We start from the raw sequence: 18562 nt of genomic DNA, 5'->3' as shown, positions 1-18562 counted from the left end.
TCTCTACTTCTTCTAGGTAACGATTTTCTTTATTTATACAATCGTTTGTGGCCTTCTACCCCAGCTAATTGGAATTGCTCTTCATCTTCAGATAAGACTAATTGACTACCATCTGTTGGTAATTCTTCTTGGAAAATCAATTCGTAGTCGGCAACCGATAGTTGGACGCGGTTATCTAACATGGCTTGATGACTTTCGTCAGCTAACATGTCCTTGAAGCCTTCCACTAAAGTAATAGAGAAGAACTCACCTACTGCGCCTGATCCGTATGAATAAAGGCCAATAGTATCACCTGCTTGTAGGCCTTGGCTTTGATCCAATAGGGAAATTAAACTTAGATACAATGACCCAGTATAGATGTTTCCAACCCGTTTATTGTAGACGCGGCTGGCTTCAAATTGGTCTGTTAAGGCTGCTTGTTTAGCTTCGTCCACTTCTGGCAATAATTGACGCAAGCCCTTTAAGCCCATTTTTGAATATGGTAAATGGAAGGCTAAAGCCTTAAAGTCATCTAAAGTTTTATTGGTCCGTTTTTTATATTCAGTCCACACTGTCTCTAAGTATGATAGGTATTGTTCATTAGAGAATTTACCATCCACTTGGGCATATGTAGAATAATTTGGACGCCAGAAGTCGTAAATGTCCCCTGTGTAAGAAACGGCATCGTCGTTAATGACTGCAACGCGTGGGTCTTTACTAATCAACATAGCTACTGCACCTGCACCTTGTGTCGATTCTCCTGAAGTATTCAAGCCGTATCTAGCTATGTCAGTTGCAATCACCAACACTTTTGACTCTGGATGACGAGCGATATGGGATACAGCAGTTTGAAGACCAACAGTTGCTGCATAACATGCCTCTTTCATTTCAATAGCACGAGCAAAAGGGTTAATCCCTAAAAGCTGGTGCACATGGACTGCCATTGCTTTTGATTGGTCGACACCTGATTCTGAACCCACAATAATGAAATCAATTGCCTCTTTATCTTCTGCTGTTAAAATTGGCCAAGCTGCGTTAGCTGCCATTGAAACTGGATCTTGGGTTAAGGGTGCCACTGCTTGCTGGGTTTGACCTAAACCAATTGTAAACTTCGCTGGCTCAACATCTCTAGCTTCAGCCAGTTCTTCCATATCCACATAGACATGTGGTGTGAAGAAATGTAGTTTATCTATACCAATATTCATATTCGTTACTCTCCCAACATCATTTTTTATACGTATAACGTAATTTATCACCTATCATTTTATCATAGTTTCCCCTCTCTATCCGCATTTGTAGCATTCTTAGGAAATTCTGAACATATTTTTTCATGAAAAAAGAGAGACACGACGAAGTTGTCATGCCTCTCCTAGATGGAAACTGTCTGGTCAATTGGGTGAATACTTTAGTTACAGGTCATTATTTGTCAAAATGTCTTATTTTGACACGACGTCAGCAGCGTCAAAATACGCTACTGCGTTGTTGTATGAAACGTTAGTGATTAATTTTTCTAACAATGCTTCATCATTAGGAATTTCACCACGTTCAACCAAGTCACCAATGTAGTCGCAGAATAGACGACGGAAGTATTCGTGACGAGTATAAGAGATGAATGAACGAGAGTCAGTTAACATACCAACAAAGTTCATTAATAAGCCACCTTCAGCTAAGGCTTTGAATTGTTTCAACATACCGTATTTAGTATCGTTGAACCACCAACCTGAACCTAATTGAACACGGCTCTTGATGCCTTTGTCATTAGATTGGAAGTTAGCTGCAGTTGTTGCTGCTAAGTCAAAATATGCTGGGTTTAATGGGTAAAGAATTACTTTAGGCAATTCGTTTGTCTTATCCATTTCGTTTAATAAACCGTTTAAAGCTTCAGCAACGTGTGTTTGGTCGTTGATTGAGTCTAAACCAGCGTCTGGACCTAATTGTTTAAATAGGCGCTCAGAGTTGTCACGGATTGCACCGAAGTGGAATTGCATAACAAAACCTTTAGCATTGTAAATTTTACCTAATTCACGTACCAATGCAGTTTGGAATTGGCCATATTCATCATCTGAAATTGCTTCACCGTTTACAGCTTTTGTAAAGATTGCTTCTGCATCTTCAGTAGTCGCTGGACGGAAAACTAATTTCGCTAAACCATGGTCAGAAATGTTTGAACCGTGATCAGCAAAGTATTGAATACGGTCTTCTAAAGATGCCACTAATTTAGCGAATGAATCAATTTTAATGCCGTTCGCTTTTTCCATTTTTGGTAAGAAGTCGATGAATTTTTGTTCGCCAACTGCGAAAGCTTCATCAGGACGGAAACCAGGAACAACAGCAACATCAAATGTATCGTCTTCCGCAATTTGTTTGTGGAATTCTAATGTGTCATATGGGTTATCTGTTGTACAGATAAATGTGACATTAGAATTTTTAATTAATTGACGCGCAGTTAAGTTTTCGTCTTTTAATTTTTTGTTTGCTGCATCATAGATTTCTTTCCAGTTATCACCAGATAACATTTCGTCAACATCAAAGTAACGTTTTAACTCTAATGCAGTCCAGTGGAATAATGGGTTACCTAATGTATTTGGAACAGTTTCAGCCCATGCTTGGAATTTCTCTTCATCTGAAGCATTCCCGGTAACTTTCTCTTCTGGCACACCCATTGCACGTAATCCACGCCATTTATAATGGTCGCCACCTAACCATAATTCGGTAATATTACTGAATGTATAGTCTTCAGCGATTTGTTGTGGTGATAAGTGACAGTGGTAGTCAAAAATTGGTTGGTTTTCAGAATAAGTATGGTACAAATGTTTTGCAGTTTCACTTTGTAACATAAAGTCTTCATTAATAAAAGCCATCTTGTAAAGATCTCCTTTCGATTGAAAAATAGTTGACTAACGACTTACATCGAAGCCTTCATCACTATTCATTAATTGATGAACATCGTTTAAAGTCACAATGCCCATGTCTCCTGGAATGGTATGTTTCAGTGCAAATGTTGCATTGGCAAATTCAACGCATTCCTGAGGCGTATAGTTTTCTGAATTAATCGCGTATATTAATCCAGCGGCGAAGGCATCGCCTCCACCAATACGGTCAATGATATCTACGTCAAACACTTTTGAAGAATATAGTGTTTTATTCGCATACATATAGGATTGTAAGATATTACGATTCGCGTTGATTACACGACGTTTTGTCAATGCAATCGCCTCTAGGTCATAATAATTGCAAATATATTCAAGCGTATCATCTAGATTATCGAAATCATATGGTCGCTTGATATTATTAGCATCCTTATAGTCATTGCCGCCTTCATCCGGAACGAATAAAGGTTCAATACCAAAGCAAATATCTGCATACGGTAATAATTCTGCCATTTTTTCACGAGCAACTTCAAAGTCCCATAGACTTGCACGGTAATTTAAGTCTAAAGAAACTTTTAAACCGCGTTTTTTAGCTTCTTGCATAGTTGCTTTGGTTAAATCAAATAAATTATCTGATAACGCTGCAGTAATACCAGAAGTATGAAACCAGTTTGCATCTTCAAAAATCAGATCCATATCATAATCATTGATTGTAGATTCTGTGAAAGCAGAGTTCTTTCTATCATAGACAATCTTAGACGGTCTAATAGAATACCCTTTTTCAGCAAAGTAAATACCTAAACGGTCACCTTGACGTAACATGTAGCCAGTATGTACCCCGTTTTTTCGCATAAATTCAATGGCGCTGTTCCCTAATTCGTTATCAGGAACGGCTGTGATAAAACTAGCCCACATACCTAAATGCGCTATAGTAGATGCTATATTTGCTTCAGACCCACCATATGTGACTTCTAATTTTTGAGCTTGAGAAAACCGTTCGCTATCATTTGTTGTTAAGCGAATCAAGATTTCCCCAAGCGTCACAACCTTTTTGCGCATATTATTTTCCGCCTTGGATTTCTGCTAATTTATCAGCAAATTTTTGTGCTTCTTCACGACAAGAGTCAGCTCCGTCAGCTTTGTAACGTTTAGTTAAAGCTGAACCAACACCAACTGCCCATGCACCATTGTTGATCCAAGTTTCCATGTTGTCGATGTTAACGCCACCTGATGGCATCATTTCAACTTGTGGAAGTGGACCATGAACATCTTTAATGAATCCAGAACCTAATACACCACCTGGGAACACTTTAACGATTTCGCAACCTGCAGTTAATGCTTGTTGGATTTCAGTTACAGTACCACAACCTGGTAAGTATGGAATTGTGTATAAGTTACAGATTTCAGCAATTTCAGGTACCCATGTTGGTGAAACGATGAAACGTGCACCATTTAAGATTGAGATACGTGCAGTAATTGCATCTAGAACAGTACCAGCACCTACAACCATATCAGTACCTTCAAATTCTTCTGATAAACGAGCCATTACGCGCTCAGCACCAGGAGTTGAGAAAGTAACTTCGATGTTTTTAACGCCACCTTCGTAAACTGCTTTAGAGATTTCGTAGCCTGCTTGTTCAGATTCGCCACGTACTACTGCGAATAAGAAGTTTTTTTGCATTTGTACAACTGTTTCAGCTTTATTTGCCATTTTTATTCCTCCTAAATTGGGTGTATTTTTTTAATTGATGGAATTATGCGTCGTATTTTGCTAATAAGTCTTGGAATTCACCAATCACTTTATCTTGATATTCACCAGCATATTCTTTGTTGTTGAATTTAGCTAACGCTTCATTACGTAGACGATCCCATGAGAATTCTTCATTTCCAAATAAGATTGGGTAGTAAAGAACGCCATTTGTTTGAGCTGCTTTCAAATCACCAGGTGCGTCACCAACCATTAGGATTTCGTCTTTTGCATAGCCATGTTTCAATAAATCAGCAATTGCATCTGCTTTTGAACCAGCTTCTTGACCGTAAATAACGTCAACTGAAGGCATCAAGTCATGACGAGTCCATTCTGATTGTAAAGCTTCAGAGTTAGCTGAAGAAACGATTGCTACGTCTCCTGCTTCTGCTAATTTTTCTAAACCTTCTTTAGCACCAGGGAATGGTTCATCGCGTCCAGTAAGTTCGGTATGAATACCTTCATTTACTTTGTTAGACCAGTCTAAAGCTGCCACTAATGAAGGCTCTTCATTTGCTTCGATAGCTTCTTTTAATGAAGCATTTGATAATGAAGATGCTGAGTTAGCCCAGTCACGTAAAGCATCAATATTCATGATTGATTCACCAGCTGCAGTAGCGTTATCTAAACACATTACTAAAGCTGTAAAACGGTTTACACCACGAGTAGATGAGAATAAGTTTACGCGGTTCCAGTCTTCTTGGAACGCTTCTTTGTTTTCGATACCAAAAACATCTGCAGCAATTGGTCCGAAGAACTCAAAATGTTTAACGTTCATTGTATCCATTGCACAGCCATCAGAGTCAACACAAACTAAGAATTGGTTTTGTTTTGTAAATTCATTTGGTAAAACTGCCATTAATATTCCTCCTAAATTTAAAAGAAAAAGGGCTTTGAGCATTGATATGATACCCCTGCCAAAGCCCTCCAGTTATTTTGTATGTGTATTATTTAATTTAAAAATTAAACACCAGCGTAAGCAGCGAATCCACCATCGATTGGTAATACAACACCGTTTACGAAGCTTGCTGATTTTTCGTCAGCTAAGAATAATAAACCACCTAATAACTCTTCTGGTTCACCAAAGCGACCCATTGGCGTACCGTTGATGATTTTCTCACCACGTGGTTTCAATGTTTTGTGGTCTGCTTCAAACATCATGTCAATGTTTTGGTTAGATACTAAGAAACCTGGAGCGATTGCATTAGCACGAACGCCAACATGAGCAAAGTGAACTGCTAACCATTGAGTAAAGTTAGAGATTGCTGATTTAGCACCTGAGTATGCAGGGATTTTCGTTAATGGTGTGAATGCGTTCATTGAAGAAATATTGATAATGTTCGCACCTTCACGGCCAATCATGTCTTTAGCAAAAACTTGAGTTGGTAATAAAGTACCTAAGAAGTTTAAGTTAAATACAAATTCAACACCTGATTGGTCTAAGTCGAAGAAAGTTTTTGTTTCTTCTGGTAAGTCTAATTCATGGTATTCGTTGTCAGTAGTTGCGCGAGGGTTGTTACCACCAGCACCGTTAACTAATACGTCAGTACCACCGAATTCAGCATCTACAGCCTCTTTAGCTGCTTTGATTGAATCGATTTCTAATACGTTACATACTACAGCGATTGCTTTACCAGGGATGTCTAAAGCGTTGATTTCGTCAGCACGTGCTTGAGCTGCGTCACCGTTTAAGTCTAATAAAGCAACGTTAGCGCCTGCTTGAGCAAAAGCTTCTGCAAATTTAGAAACTAATATACCACCAGCACCTGTTAATACGACTGTTTTACCTGTAAAGTCATGAGCAAATTGGTTTACCATTATTCATTACCTCTTTCTTATCTACTGGAAGTCCAGTAATTCATTGTCTTTGTTACGGTTAATTATTTAGTAGTACCAAAGTTTGGTGTTTTACCAGCAGCTTTCATTGCAGCTTCATATAAACCGTTGAAGTAAGTAGCACCTAATGCGCGGTCATATAAACCGTAACCTGGTGTTACTGTTTGGTCACCCCAAATACGACGACCGTGGTCTGGACGTAATGCACCTTGCCAGTCATGGTCAACTAACATTTTGATTACTTCGTACATGTCGATGTCACCAGCTTCAGATAAGTGAGCTGTCTCTTGGAAGCCCCAGTCTCCACGTTTAACGTTACGAGTATGCATGAAGTTGATACGGTTACGTTCTAATGCTGATTTAGTCATTGCTAAAACATCATTTTTAGGATCAGAAGCGTAAGAACCAACACACATAGTAATACCGTTGTATTCTGAATCATAGATGTCTAAGAAACGAGTAACTGCTTCTTGATCAGTGATGATACGTGGTAAACCAAAGATTGAGTATGGAGGGTCATCTGGGTGAATAGCCATTTTTACGCCAGCAGCTTCTGCTGTAGGCATGATAGCTTTAATGAAGTATTCTAAGTTTTCCCAAAGTTTAGCTTCATCTACGTTATCACGGTAGTAGTCTAAAATAGCTTTCATTTCTTCTTTAGTGTAAGAAGAGTCCCAACCTGGTAATGAAAGTTCACCTTCAACTGGATCCATACGTTCAACATCTTCTTTGATGAATGCTAACGATTTAGAACCATCTGGTAAGTCATGGTTTAAGTCAGAACGAGTCCAGTCAAAAACTGGCATAAAGTTATAACATACAACAGGAATTCCTGCTTTACCTAAGTTAGTTAAAGTTGTTTTGTAGTTTTCGATTAATTGGTCACGGTTAGGTTTACCTTGTTTGATATCCTCATGAACCGGTACTGATTCGATAACTGAAATATGTAGACCTGCATCTTCAACATCTTTCTTAAGTTGTTCGATACGCTCCATTGGCCAAACTTCCCCTACAGGAATATCGTAAACCGCTGTAACGATACCTTGCATACCTGGGATTTCACGGATTTGTTGTAATGTAACAGGATCGTCCTGTCCATACCATCTGAAACTCATTTCCATAGTATAATACTCCTTTTTGTGTGATATAAATTCGCACTATATGTTATGAGCAATCGCTTACGCTCATTCAACTACATTCTACATAAAGGGTAGCGCTTTTTCAAGGGCAAAATGGCAATTAATGCAATTTTTATTAAAAAAATGTAAGGGGATTCATATTCAATAGCTATCACTTTAAACTTTTATCTTTTTCATGGTATAATTAAACATATCAAAAAAGTTATTTATTTAAAGGGGGGTTAGGCATATGCCAACTAGTAAGGCACAAAAGAAAAGAAACCGTAAAATCCTATGGTATCTAGTCTTAATCATTTTCACTATTGTACAAGGTTTTCTGATTTCAGATGATGATCAGGCATAGTTATTTGAATCATTTATCTTTTAAAACGTCAAAAAAAGTTTTTCACTTTTTTTGACGTTTTTTTTATAAATAACAGTTTGGAGCAACATTTGCAATGATATGATGAGTTTAAGGCAAAAATGATGCACAAGCTCAACGGTTTAAGATGGAACCGTTAGCGCAAAATTGAGCACCAAAAATATAATGATCAGTTTGTAAAAGTTCTTATTTTCTAGTTATATGGCATCCATGAACTTCTGTTAACCTTTTTTATCTTGCAATTATATTCATTCCTTCATTAAATAGGTAAATATAGAAAAAAGCGAGCCAAGGAAAAATAGCTTGGCTCGCTTTTCTATTAAATACTACTTATTAAATTCTACGACTTGACCATCTTTGGCCATTAAGACTTTGTCCGCTATTCCCAAGAATAAGCCATGTTCAACAACACCGACCATTTGAATCAAATCATCAGCCAACTTGACTGCGTCTTCTATTTTTTCTAAATGAAGGTCAATAATAAAGTTACCTGAATCAGTTACAAATTTAGTGCCATCTAGTGATAAACGGAATGTTGGCGCATAGTTTTTATCTTCAAATGCATACAATAAGTGTTGACTAGCTGCTGGAATTACCTCTACCGGTAAGGGAAAGGTCCCCAGTTGGTCTACTTGCTTGCTGTGGTCACAAATCCAAATGACGCGTTCACTATTCACTGCAATAATTTTCTCAATCAGGTGCGCACCACCGCCACCTTTAATCCCATTTAATTGTGGATCAAATTCATCGGTGCCATCTATTGTTAAATCAATTTTAGCCACATCATTTAATGAAGCAATAGGAATATCTAAATTAGCAGCTAATTCGGCTGATTGAATGGAGGTTGGTACACCAGTAAAGGCTAAGCCCTCCTCTTTCATCCTTCTGCCTAGTTCTGTAATCAGGTAATAGGCTGTTGACCCTGTTCCTAATCCAACGACCATACCATCTTCAACGTATTGGGCTGCCGCAACCCCAACGAGTTCTTTTTCGTTCACCATATGACTCCTTTGTCTGGCACCTTATCCTAATTGGTCTGCTTGACCAAGTTGGATAAAGGCATCTGTATATAGTTTTAATAGTTCTTCTAATGTATCCATTTCGATGTATTCATCAGCTTGGTGCGCTACATGTGCGTCATGCTGGAAGTTCATCCCAAATGACACGCAATTTGGCATTACTTTACTATATGATACCCCACCAGAGATAATCGGTTCAATAGCGTGGTCTGGGAAATGTTTGTGGAAAGTATTTAATAATAATTGGTTTGCTGGTAAATTCACGTCAGACAGAATTGGTGCTGTATCAAAGGATTTCACAAATGGAATATCCGCGAATTCTTTGGTGAAGGCGGCTGTCAATTCTGGTTCGGTAATATTGGTTGGGTAACGAACATCGATGGTAAAGGCAATCTGCCCGTCTGCCGTTTTCTCAATAACGCCTTGGTTTAAGGTCAATGGCCCCATAATATCGTGGTTACGGGCTACGTTAAATCCTGACCCATCATAAGGACGAAATAGGCGTGTCCACTTGTTGGCCAAGTCATCTGAATAGGTATTGGCGATGATTTCAAAACCACGGGTGATTGCTGAGTCCCCTGCTTCAGGCGTTGAGGCATGGGCAGAAATGCCGTAAACCGTTAGGATGGTTTCGCCGTTTTCTTCTTTGATAGCGATTGGCCATTGTTTGTTATTAGCATAAGCTTCTAAACCAGGATTTAAGGTGTCAGCGATGACAAATGTCGCTTCTGATGGCACTACATTTGACCCGGCCCCACCAACTACACTTTTTATGATGGTACCTAGCTTTAAATCGCCCTTGAAGTTCCAAGTTGTGGCCCCTTTTTCCCCGATTTGTAGTGGAAATTGCCCGTCTGGTGTGATGGCGAAGTCAGGTGCGCCTTCTTTGATCACGTATTGCGGGATGTCCGTCATGTCCGATTCTTCGTCAGACCCAATCACGATACGGATGGTATTTTTTAAGGGAATTTGGTAGTCCTGTAAGATTTTAACGGCATAGTATGACAAAACGGCATTCCGTTTCATATCTGATGTTCCGCGGCCGTACATACGACCGTCGATAATTTCAGCGCCAAATGGTTCTTTTGTCCAATTTGACAAGGCCCCTACAGGTACGACGTCAATATGACTAGCAACATCCACTCGGTGGTTAGTCCCCGCATTTTGGGGTTCCATGTGAACGGTATATGGGTAAACATCCCCAACCTTCATGTCGTCACGGACAGCTAAATCGTGCATAAAATCTAGTGCTTTGCGGACTTCAGGTCCATAAGGTGCATCTGCTGTAGCCGCCTCGTCATCGCGAATAGATGGGATGCGGACCAAACCTTGGATGTCTTCGATCATTTGTGGTATATATTGTGCGAAATCTATTTTATCTAACATGTTATTCTCCTAGTTTTTCTAAATTTTGTGTGTTATATATGACTGGGCTAAATGATGAAATAACGGGCAATTAAGCCGAATATCAGCAGATGAATCGGGTAAATCCAATACAGCCATTTGGCGTTGTAACGGCCCCTTAATCCATTGTAGCAGTAGGTCATTACGAAAGATATCGGTGCAGTCACTTCCCATAGCACGAGTACAGCCCCAGCAAAGGATTGGATGAATCGTTGATCTCGGGTGATATAAAGGATACCAATTAAAATAACGCCAAACATGCCGTAATCCGTATTGAAATACTCTGCAGCGATTGCTAATAAGACAATAGGGATAATACCTAGCCATCGGTATTTCATTATACTAGCCAACCAGATTGCTAATAGTCCCAACAATAAGGTAAAGAATACATTTTGATAGGCCAAATCAAAAAATTGCTGACTAATGGCTAGGTTAAAAGGAATTTCCGATATCAAGGCAAAAATCCCTAACCTTATAGCATATTTTTGTTTATTAGAGGTATGGAAGAAACCTTCAACCAATAGGAAACAAAATATCGGAAAAGCAATCCGCCCGATTAGCCGAAAGCCGGTATAAGCCGTATAAGCCAAGGAATAATCAAAGGTTTCCAGATGCCCACTATTTAGTAAAGGCAGTAAAATGGCTGCACCCAGGTGGTCAATAATCATGGTGACCATGGCAATCCATTTCAAGGCAGATCCCGAAAGCCCGCCCTGTTTATTTTGTGCGTTCATTGCTTGATCCAAGCGGCCGCCTCCTTCTTTGCACGATTTTCATGATGCTGTTATTTTATCATAGTTTTTTCATTTTTCTTTATTTATCACATTGATTGAGCAAAGAAAAAGGCCGAGAAAAAATCCCGACCCTTGTTGATATTAAAAAATTATCGAACACAGACATGTTTTTTCAAAGTAATCCTTCTTTAAGGCTAATGCTGACGCTTTTTAGCAAGCCTTCACAGTGACGGAGGATAATCCCGTTTCCACCGCGTAGTCGAGTTCAATAGGGCAGTCAGATCGCTACTTCAGATTAGTTTGCATCCCACTTTGTGTGATACGGCACTAATTTTACAGCCCTATCCCCCTTAACGCCCTGGCTCGCATCCTGGTTGAAAGGCTATGATAGAGAAAGCAAAAGTCAACTACTCGAACTGTGCTATGCCGGTGTTTTTAAAGCGCCATCTTTTGCTATGGCCTTGTTAGAACGTCGGATTGATAGGTATTTTGAAAATTTAGACAAGGTATAACATACCAACCAATATAGGAAGGTCATGATCACAAACATTGGAATCACATATGCTGTATTTTGGTTGTAGATAATCTTCGCATTATGAGTCAATTCTGGCAAGGAAATAATTGTCGCAAGCGATGTATCCTTAATCAAGGCAATCAATTGTGACACAATCGAAGGTGCCATTGACCGCACAGCTTGTGGTAATAAAATATATATCAAGGTTTGAACACGGGTTAAACCGGTTGAAATACCAGCTTCTGCTTGCCCTTTTGGAATAGCATTCAATCCCCCACGAATAATCTCTGAAATCATGGCAGATTCAAATATGGTCAAGGCCCCAACTGCTGCCCAGAAAATATTTAAGCGAATTCCTAATTGTGGCAAAGCAAAATAAGTAAAGAAGATAATCAATAGTAAAGGTAAGTTACGAATAATATCGACAACTAGCCCTAAAGCTTTAGATAAAATTGGAATCCCCATAAAACGAACAACCCCAAAAATACCACCTAAAATTAACGAGAATATGATAGCGTAAAACGTTACTTGAAGCGTAACCCATAGACCATCAAGTAAAAACTGGATATTCATCCATTGAAATGCACCTGCAAAATCCATCTATTACCGCTCCTTTCTAACGTACGTCCTGTTGTGCTAATCGTTTTTCAATATATGAAACTAATAAAGTTAAAGGTACTGTAATGACCAAGTAAATACATGCGATCATTGTGTAAGTCCCTAAAGTATTAAAGGTTTCACTGGCAATTAAATCACCGTAATACATTAAATCTAACCCAGCTACCATAGCTAGAATAGAAGAGTTTTTCACTAAGTTGATAAATTGGTTACCTAATGGTGGAATCACAATTTTCACAGCTTGTGGTAAAACCACGTACTGCATCGTTTGTACGTAAGTCATCCCTTGGGAAATTGCTGCTTCTCTTTGGCCTTTATGTACAGCATCAATCCCTGAACGCACAACGTCCGCTATAAAGGCCGATGTATAAAGGGTTAAACCGATAATCCCTGATTGGAATCCGGTAATTTCCATCCCGTATAAAGGAATAACTACATAGAAAAACATCACAATAATCAATAAAGGTATATTACGGAAAAATTCTACAAAGATATCACCAATTTTAGCTAAAACCTTATTATCTAAGGTTTGGATAATCCCCACTAAACCACCAAGAATTAAGGAAGCAATCAGAGCGATCACAGATGCAATCAAGGTATTGATAAATCCTTCAATAATTAAATCAGAATAATTTGTTAATAATTCAAACATGTGCTCAACCTCCCTACTCTGCAATTGATGACTCAGTATCGTCACCAAACCATTTTGCATAGATTTCTTGATACGTACCATCAGCTACCATGTCATCAATGGCTTGGTTTACTTCATTTAAGAAGTCATCTTGGCCCTTGTTGATGGCAATACCATATGGTTCTGTTGTAAAGGTTGATCCAGCAATTTTGTAACCTGGATTTTGTTCCATGATCCCTAATAAAATCGCATTATCAGTAGTCATCGCGTCCCCTTGACCTGATTTTAAGGCCGTGAAGGCTTCTGCGTAGTTTTCTAACTCCAAGATATTCGCATCCGGCGCTGCTTCTTTAATTCGTTGGGCTGATGTAGACCCTTTTACCGCCAAAACGGTATGTTCACTCGTCAAGCTCTCAACACCTTCGATATCAGAATCTTCAGGCACCATCAAGGCTTGTCCAGCGTCAAAGTACACTTGACTAAAGTCAACTTGTTTTAACCGTTCTTCTGAGATGGTCATGGTTGCAATCAAAGCATCTACGTTCCCGTTTTTCAGTAAAGGAATACGGGTTTTAGAGGTTACCTCAACAAATTCTGCTTCGGCATTTTCCCCACCGACACGCTTGGTAATTTCTTTCGCCATATCGATATCAAAACCTTCGATACGGTTTTCTTCAATATTGTATTTCCCAAATAAGTTGGTATCAACTTTTACCCCCCAAGTGATGACCGGGTAGGCTTCGCTGTCGATCCACTCAGCAATATCCTGTTGGCTAGCAGCAGTGCTTGTACAGGCCGTAGCCACGAAAGCAAAAGCCACTAGTGCGACAATTCGCCATAGTTTTTTCATAGTATTTCCCTCTTTTCTTAAGCGTGACTTGGTGATTAGACTAAGATCTTGCTTAGGAATTGAACGGCACGTTCATCATGAGGATTTTCGAAGAACTCTTTTGATGGACGGTCTTCTAAAATCTCTCCGTCTGCCATAAAGATGGTTCTATTCGATACTTCTTTGGCAAAGCCCATCTCATGCGTTACAACAACCATAGTCATGTTGTCCTCAAAAGCGATACGTTTCATTTGGTCCAATACTTCCCCAACCATTTCTGGGTCAAGGGCTGAAGTCGGTTCATCAAATAGCATCATTTTCGGACGCATAGCTAGACCACGTGCGATGGCCACACGTTGTTTTTGCCCACCAGATAATTGACCTGGGTAAGCGTCACGTTTATCCCACATGTTTACACGTTGTAGTAAACGTTCTGCTCTATCTTGGGCATCTTTATCAGTTTTCTTCAAGACTTTTAAAGGTGCCAATGTCACATTTTCTAACACGGTCATGTGAGGATATAATTCGAAGTGTTGGAACACCATACCGCAGTCGCGTCGAATTTGACGGATGTCAGTGTTGCGATCTGTAATATCTTTCCCGTCAACATATAAATGGCCTGAATCCACCTTCTCTAAAGCATTTATCGTCCGAATCAAAGTTGATTTACCAGAACCAGAAGGTCCAATCAAGGTCACAACTTCACCCTCATTTATCTTCAGATTAATGTCTTTCAACGCGTGGAATTTACCATAATATTTTTCAACATGATCAAATGTAATCATCATAGCACCTCTTCTTATTTGATTTTTCCTTATGAATACAATTGCAATAAACTTGAATGTAAACCGGATTCTTGCATAAAGATAAAACAATTCTAATCATTTCTTAAGCAAGTGTCAACTTTTTTGATAGATTTCTTAACATGTTTCAGTATCAATGTGATTTTATATTTCATAATCGAATTATTTGAACACCTTTTTACGTGATATGACGCCCTGTCGAGATTTTGAATTGTCATTCTTTTTATATAAGTACTATAATAAGACTAGAACTATCTGAAACACCCTTTCAATCAATTAAATGGAGGTTATAGCGTTGAATCAACCAAAAAACGGCTCTCAAAATATCTCTTCGCAATTTAGAAGCGATATGGTGATGGTGCCAGAAGTTATTAACGAAGCATCCGGTATTCGCGTGTTTGGACGAACTTTAAAATCATTCGTCTTTACAACTGACGTCGCCACAATTCTATACTGTAATGCAGATGCCGTCTTAGCTGTCTACCCATTCTCCCCGCATCCTGCAATCATTTCAGCAGTGACATCAGTAGCAAGTCAACCTGTATTTGCCGGCGTTGGTGGCGGTACAACTCAGGGTAAGCGTAGCGTAGATATTGCCCTTTTTGCTGAAGCGACAGGGGTTCAAGGGGTTGTGGTGAATGCGCCGATGACCGCAGAAAATATTCTAGATATTGAGCACACCGTCGACTCCCCAATTGTAGCGACAGTTGTCTCTGCCTATAACGATATTGAAGCACGAATTTCTGCCGGTGCTGATATCCTTAACGTTTCAGGGGGCAAAGAAACAGCCGCTATCGTTGAACGGATTCGCCGGGATTTCCCAGATGTGCCGATTATCGCAACTGGTGGTAATAATGAAGACACCATTCGTAAGGTAATTGAAGCAGGCGCAAACGCCGTTTCCTGGACACCACCGACTACTGGTGAAATATTTAAAGAGAAAATGGTCAAATACCGTAAAGACCGTCGCGAGGACTTCCTTGAAAGCCATGATGGTATGACCTTACGTGAATTTGAGGAATATATCGAGGAACATCCAGAAGCTGAAGAGAAATATAATGAAGATTCTTCTGACGGTTATCTGTAAGACGAGATGGAGGACATATGGATCAAGAACATAGCAACCGACTAAAAACCATTCAACAACAAGTTAAAAACCACAACCTAGATGCCCTAATCATTAGCGACAAGGCATCCATCGACTACTACACCGGTGTCATTTTTGACCCCATGGAACGTTTTTGGTTATTGATTATTCAACCGGAAAAAGGTCCACAAATTATTGCTAACAAGCTATTTGTGTTCGACGAATTAGCTGGAGTTGACGTCGCTTGGGTAGATGATAACTACACAATCGCTGAAGCCTTCGCAAATCTAGCGGATTTCCCAGCAACCGACGCCCCACTACGAATCGGCGTGGATAAATTGTGGCGGGCTGACCAACTATTAGCCATCGCCAAAACATACAAACAAGCCACTTTTGAAGTAGGTTCTGATTTAGTTGATGCCCAAAGAGCCATTAAAACCGCTGAAGAACAAGAAAAAATGCGTAAAGCTTCAGATATTAACGACCGTGCTATGGCTCGTTTAATCGAAGAAGTCTTACCACTTGGTTTGGACGAATTGGCTGCCGTAGATAAATTAGCCCGCATTTACGATGAAGAAGGTGCAGATGCCGGCTTTTCATTCGAACCCATTATCGCTTACGGTCCAAACGGCGCTGACCCTCACCATGAATCTGACCATACCTTGCCGAAACGCGGTGATTCGATCGTCATTGATATCGGCTGTAAACATGAAGAATACTGTTCCGACATGACCCGTACCGTTTATTACGGTGAGCCTAGTGCTGAGGCCAAAAGGATATACGACATCGTACTGGAAGCCAATTTACGCGGCATTGACGCGGTCAAAGTTGGCGAAACTTTGGCAAATGTGGACGCTGCAGCGCGTGATTACATCACAGCCCAAGGATACGGTGACCAATTTACCCACCGACTAGGGCATTTCATTGGACGCGAAGTTCATGAAAAAGGTGATGTGTCAAAAGCTAATACAGATACCATTAAAGATGGCAATATCTTCTCAATCGAACCTGGTATTTACCTGACTGGTAATACAGCCGTCCGTATTGAAGATTTAGTGATTGCACATGATGATGGCACTGAAAACTTGAACCACTTCACCAAAGATATGATTATTATTCAACCAAAATAAAACATTACACACTAAAAAAACACGACAGTCGTCGTGTTTTTTTAGATCTATGTTTATATACCCTATGTAGTAATTTAGATATATTTCTTAATATAAAAGCCTTTGGCTTCTATTTTTAAGGAACGACCACATTAATACAGACCACACAGGCCACAAATGCCCTATTTTTCATTGTATGATGCCAAATATTTAACATATGCGATTCAAAAAAACTCCCAACAAGACAAGTGAAGGGAGCTTTTGCTTTTATTCTAGTGTTTTATTTTTTAACGACTTCTGTCGCACCTTCTTTACTTAAAAATCATTTGGAAGAATTCGAATACGCGCGGTCCGAGCAAGGCTACTGCTAGGATGGCGAGGGCTAGAATGATCCATACCAGTAATTTGCGGGAATAATTGCTTGAACCTGACCAAAAGTACTGTTTTTGTTTTTGTCTTTCAAAGAAGATTTCATTAGTGTCTAAGTCTTGGAAGGTTTCTTTTGGCACAGGCGTTTCCGCAAACGTTTCGACGTTAAATTCAGCTGTATCCTGTGTGAGTGTTGTCTCAGGGACTGAGGATTTAAAGTCATCTGAAAAAGATTTTCCATACTTTTTTTGGTTATTCTTCTTCTCGCGTTCAAGCTCTTTTTTCGCTTGGCGATATGTTTGCCGCTTCACCTAGTGCACCACCTTTAATATTTAGTTCATTTCATCAAGTATTCCTAGTATAATCTATTTACAAGAAAATTCAAATTGTGGAGAAGAGGAATTTTTCAACTTTCTCTCTTAATTAAAGGAGCCTATTTCAGTGAAACAAAATTTTCATGTTGGTATGCGGACTCTAAAGACTTCTTTGGGTGTCTTTGTGATTGTCCTTATTTCAGCATTTATCCCTATTGACCCGCAAATTGCTGCCCTTTCAGCGGTATTTTCCCAAAGGGCTGACGTCACTTCGTCGCTTTCTTTTGGTTTGCGCAGAACCTTATCCATTGTTTGTGGGGCTTTTGCCTCATTAGTTTTTATTTTTTTACATAACTTATTACCTGACCATTATTTGATTACTGCACTTTTAGGTGGTTTAGGTATTTTAATTACGATTCAAACCAACCTTCTCGTTAAGAATCCACAAGGGGTTATTGGTGGTAGCGCCACTTTCCTTGTCATTGTCTTCAATATTCCGGCGGACAATCAATATGTCTATGCCCTACTTCGGGTTTTAGATACCTTCCTGGGGGCCATTGTCGCTGTTGGTATCGAGTACATTTTCCCAAGAGACCGAGTTGTTCCTTGGATCCTTATTTACAATAGCCATGTACCGAAGATTCTACAAATCTCTACCTCTGACGACGTTTAACTGACCACCAAGGTTACCTTAGGATTGGACTAACTTAGCTTTTCCTTAAGTTAGAGACCCTTCTTTCAAGTTTTCACCCACAAGTGGTATAATAAATGAGGAGTGAAATGCGCGGTATTAAAGCCATTTCCTATCTATTTCGATCAATCCATGTGATTAAAGAGAGGTTTAAACTATGACCATTGGTTATCATCGCCCTAGTAAGGCCATCGTGTCTCTAGATGCGATTATTCATAATTATTTCGCTATTAAAAAGCATATCGGTAATAAAGCTGTCATGGCAGTTATTAAAGCTGACAGCTATGGTTTAGGTGCCGTCAAAATAGCTGACGCCCTCCAATCTCGCGGTGCGGACGGTTTTGCGGTCGCAGTTGCGGATGAAGCGTTAGAACTAAGAGACGCTGGGATTATTGCCCCTATCATGATTTTAGGTTTGACTGATCCAGACGATGCTTGGCTTTTAGCTAATTTAGAAATTGGTGTGACAGTCTCTAGCTTGGACTATTTAAAATACGCCAAGAAACAT

The 18562-nt window shown here is 39.5% G+C and carries 19 protein-coding genes; 4 read left to right on the top strand and 15 right to left on the bottom strand.

Going from position 1 to position 18562, the window contains the following annotated elements; all coding sequences use genetic code 11:
• Nucleotides 1–29: 29 nt before the first annotated feature.
• The 14 genes from ACRCJ0_RS03470 to ACRCJ0_RS03405 all read right to left on the bottom strand — a co-directional run bounded on the left by ACRCJ0_RS03470 (nt 30) and on the right by ACRCJ0_RS03405 (nt 14466).
• The gene (locus ACRCJ0_RS03470; protein WP_431389495.1) at nt 30–1184 is read right to left on the bottom strand and encodes a hydroxymethylglutaryl-CoA synthase; all 1155 of its coding nucleotides are present in this window, start codon (nt 1182–1184) and stop codon (nt 30–32) included.
• Nucleotides 1185–1415: 231 nt separating this feature from the next.
• Nucleotides 1416–2840, bottom strand: coding sequence for a glucuronate isomerase (uxaC, locus tag ACRCJ0_RS03465; RefSeq protein ID WP_419970931.1), 1425 nt, complete (start codon nt 2838–2840; stop codon nt 1416–1418).
• Between the two features lie 36 nt (nt 2841–2876).
• The gene (locus tag ACRCJ0_RS03460) at nt 2877–3908 is read right to left on the bottom strand and encodes a PfkB family carbohydrate kinase (RefSeq protein WP_417894290.1); all 1032 of its coding nucleotides are present in this window, start codon (nt 3906–3908) and stop codon (nt 2877–2879) included.
• A 1-nt stretch (nt 3909) separates the two neighbouring features.
• The gene (locus ACRCJ0_RS03455) at nt 3910–4560 is read right to left on the bottom strand and encodes a bifunctional 2-keto-4-hydroxyglutarate aldolase/2-keto-3-deoxy-6-phosphogluconate aldolase (protein WP_026466440.1); all 651 of its coding nucleotides are present in this window, start codon (nt 4558–4560) and stop codon (nt 3910–3912) included.
• Nucleotides 4561–4603: 43 nt separating this feature from the next.
• On the bottom strand, nt 4604–5455 hold the full coding sequence (locus ACRCJ0_RS03450; RefSeq protein ID WP_059348579.1) for an HAD family hydrolase: 852 nt from the start codon (nt 5453–5455) through the stop codon (nt 4604–4606).
• A 104-nt stretch (nt 5456–5559) separates the two neighbouring features.
• Nucleotides 5560–6414, bottom strand: coding sequence for an SDR family oxidoreductase (locus tag ACRCJ0_RS03445; protein ID WP_419970930.1), 855 nt, complete (start codon nt 6412–6414; stop codon nt 5560–5562).
• Between the two features lie 62 nt (nt 6415–6476).
• Nucleotides 6477–7553: a mannonate dehydratase gene (gene uxuA / locus ACRCJ0_RS03440; protein WP_026466443.1), complete on the bottom strand. Its 1077-nt coding sequence runs from the start codon at nt 7551–7553 to the stop codon at nt 6477–6479.
• A 705-nt stretch (nt 7554–8258) separates the two neighbouring features.
• Nucleotides 8259–8933 (bottom strand): ribose-5-phosphate isomerase RpiA, encoded by a 675-nt coding sequence (gene rpiA / locus ACRCJ0_RS03435; protein ID WP_431389494.1) that lies wholly within the window; start codon nt 8931–8933, stop codon nt 8259–8261.
• Between the two features lie 21 nt (nt 8934–8954).
• On the bottom strand, nt 8955–10337 hold the full coding sequence (locus ACRCJ0_RS03430; RefSeq protein ID WP_431389493.1) for a Sapep family Mn(2+)-dependent dipeptidase: 1383 nt from the start codon (nt 10335–10337) through the stop codon (nt 8955–8957).
• 47 nt (nt 10338–10384) lie between these two features.
• Nucleotides 10385–11101 (bottom strand): TraX family protein, encoded by a 717-nt coding sequence (locus ACRCJ0_RS03425; RefSeq protein ID WP_419970928.1) that lies wholly within the window; start codon nt 11099–11101, stop codon nt 10385–10387.
• A gap of 409 nt (nt 11102–11510) precedes the next feature.
• On the bottom strand, nt 11511–12203 hold the full coding sequence (locus ACRCJ0_RS03420) for an amino acid ABC transporter permease (RefSeq protein WP_419970927.1): 693 nt from the start codon (nt 12201–12203) through the stop codon (nt 11511–11513).
• Nucleotides 12204–12219: 16 nt separating this feature from the next.
• Complete coding sequence (locus ACRCJ0_RS03415) at nt 12220–12873, bottom strand: amino acid ABC transporter permease (RefSeq protein WP_419970926.1); 654 nt, start codon at nt 12871–12873, stop codon at nt 12220–12222.
• A gap of 13 nt (nt 12874–12886) precedes the next feature.
• Complete coding sequence (locus ACRCJ0_RS03410) at nt 12887–13702, bottom strand: glutamate ABC transporter substrate-binding protein (RefSeq protein WP_417893560.1); 816 nt, start codon at nt 13700–13702, stop codon at nt 12887–12889.
• Between the two features lie 35 nt (nt 13703–13737).
• A complete protein-coding gene (locus ACRCJ0_RS03405; RefSeq protein ID WP_431389496.1) occupies nt 13738–14466 on the bottom strand; it encodes an amino acid ABC transporter ATP-binding protein in 729 nt (242 codons plus the stop codon).
• Between the two features lie 313 nt (nt 14467–14779).
• On the opposite strand from ACRCJ0_RS03405, the gene ACRCJ0_RS03400 reads away from it, so the two are divergent.
• Both ACRCJ0_RS03400 and ACRCJ0_RS03395 read left to right on the top strand, forming a co-directional pair.
• Nucleotides 14780–15571: a hydrolase gene (locus ACRCJ0_RS03400; protein WP_431389492.1), complete on the top strand. Its 792-nt coding sequence runs from the start codon at nt 14780–14782 to the stop codon at nt 15569–15571.
• Between the two features lie 17 nt (nt 15572–15588).
• Nucleotides 15589–16701, top strand: coding sequence for a M24 family metallopeptidase (locus tag ACRCJ0_RS03395; protein WP_431389490.1), 1113 nt, complete (start codon nt 15589–15591; stop codon nt 16699–16701).
• Nucleotides 16702–16991: 290 nt separating this feature from the next.
• On the opposite strand, the gene ACRCJ0_RS03390 is transcribed toward ACRCJ0_RS03395, so the two are convergent.
• Nucleotides 16992–17360, bottom strand: a complete 369-nt coding sequence (locus ACRCJ0_RS03390; protein WP_417893557.1) for a hypothetical protein — start codon at nt 17358–17360, stop codon at nt 16992–16994.
• 130 nt (nt 17361–17490) lie between these two features.
• Between ACRCJ0_RS03390 and ACRCJ0_RS03385 the strand changes: the two genes are divergently transcribed.
• Both ACRCJ0_RS03385 and ACRCJ0_RS03380 read left to right on the top strand, forming a co-directional pair.
• Nucleotides 17491–18036 (top strand): FUSC family protein, encoded by a 546-nt coding sequence (locus ACRCJ0_RS03385; RefSeq protein WP_419970922.1) that lies wholly within the window; start codon nt 17491–17493, stop codon nt 18034–18036.
• 175 nt (nt 18037–18211) lie between these two features.
• Nucleotides 18212–18562 (top strand): alanine racemase (locus ACRCJ0_RS03380; protein WP_431389489.1); only part of this gene is annotated, 351 nt, incomplete at its 3' end.

The organism is Aerococcus sp. L_32, assembly GCF_050689315.1.
Note: the sequence above shows the minus strand (reverse complement) of the source record. Positions and strands in the feature narration are given on the sequence as shown.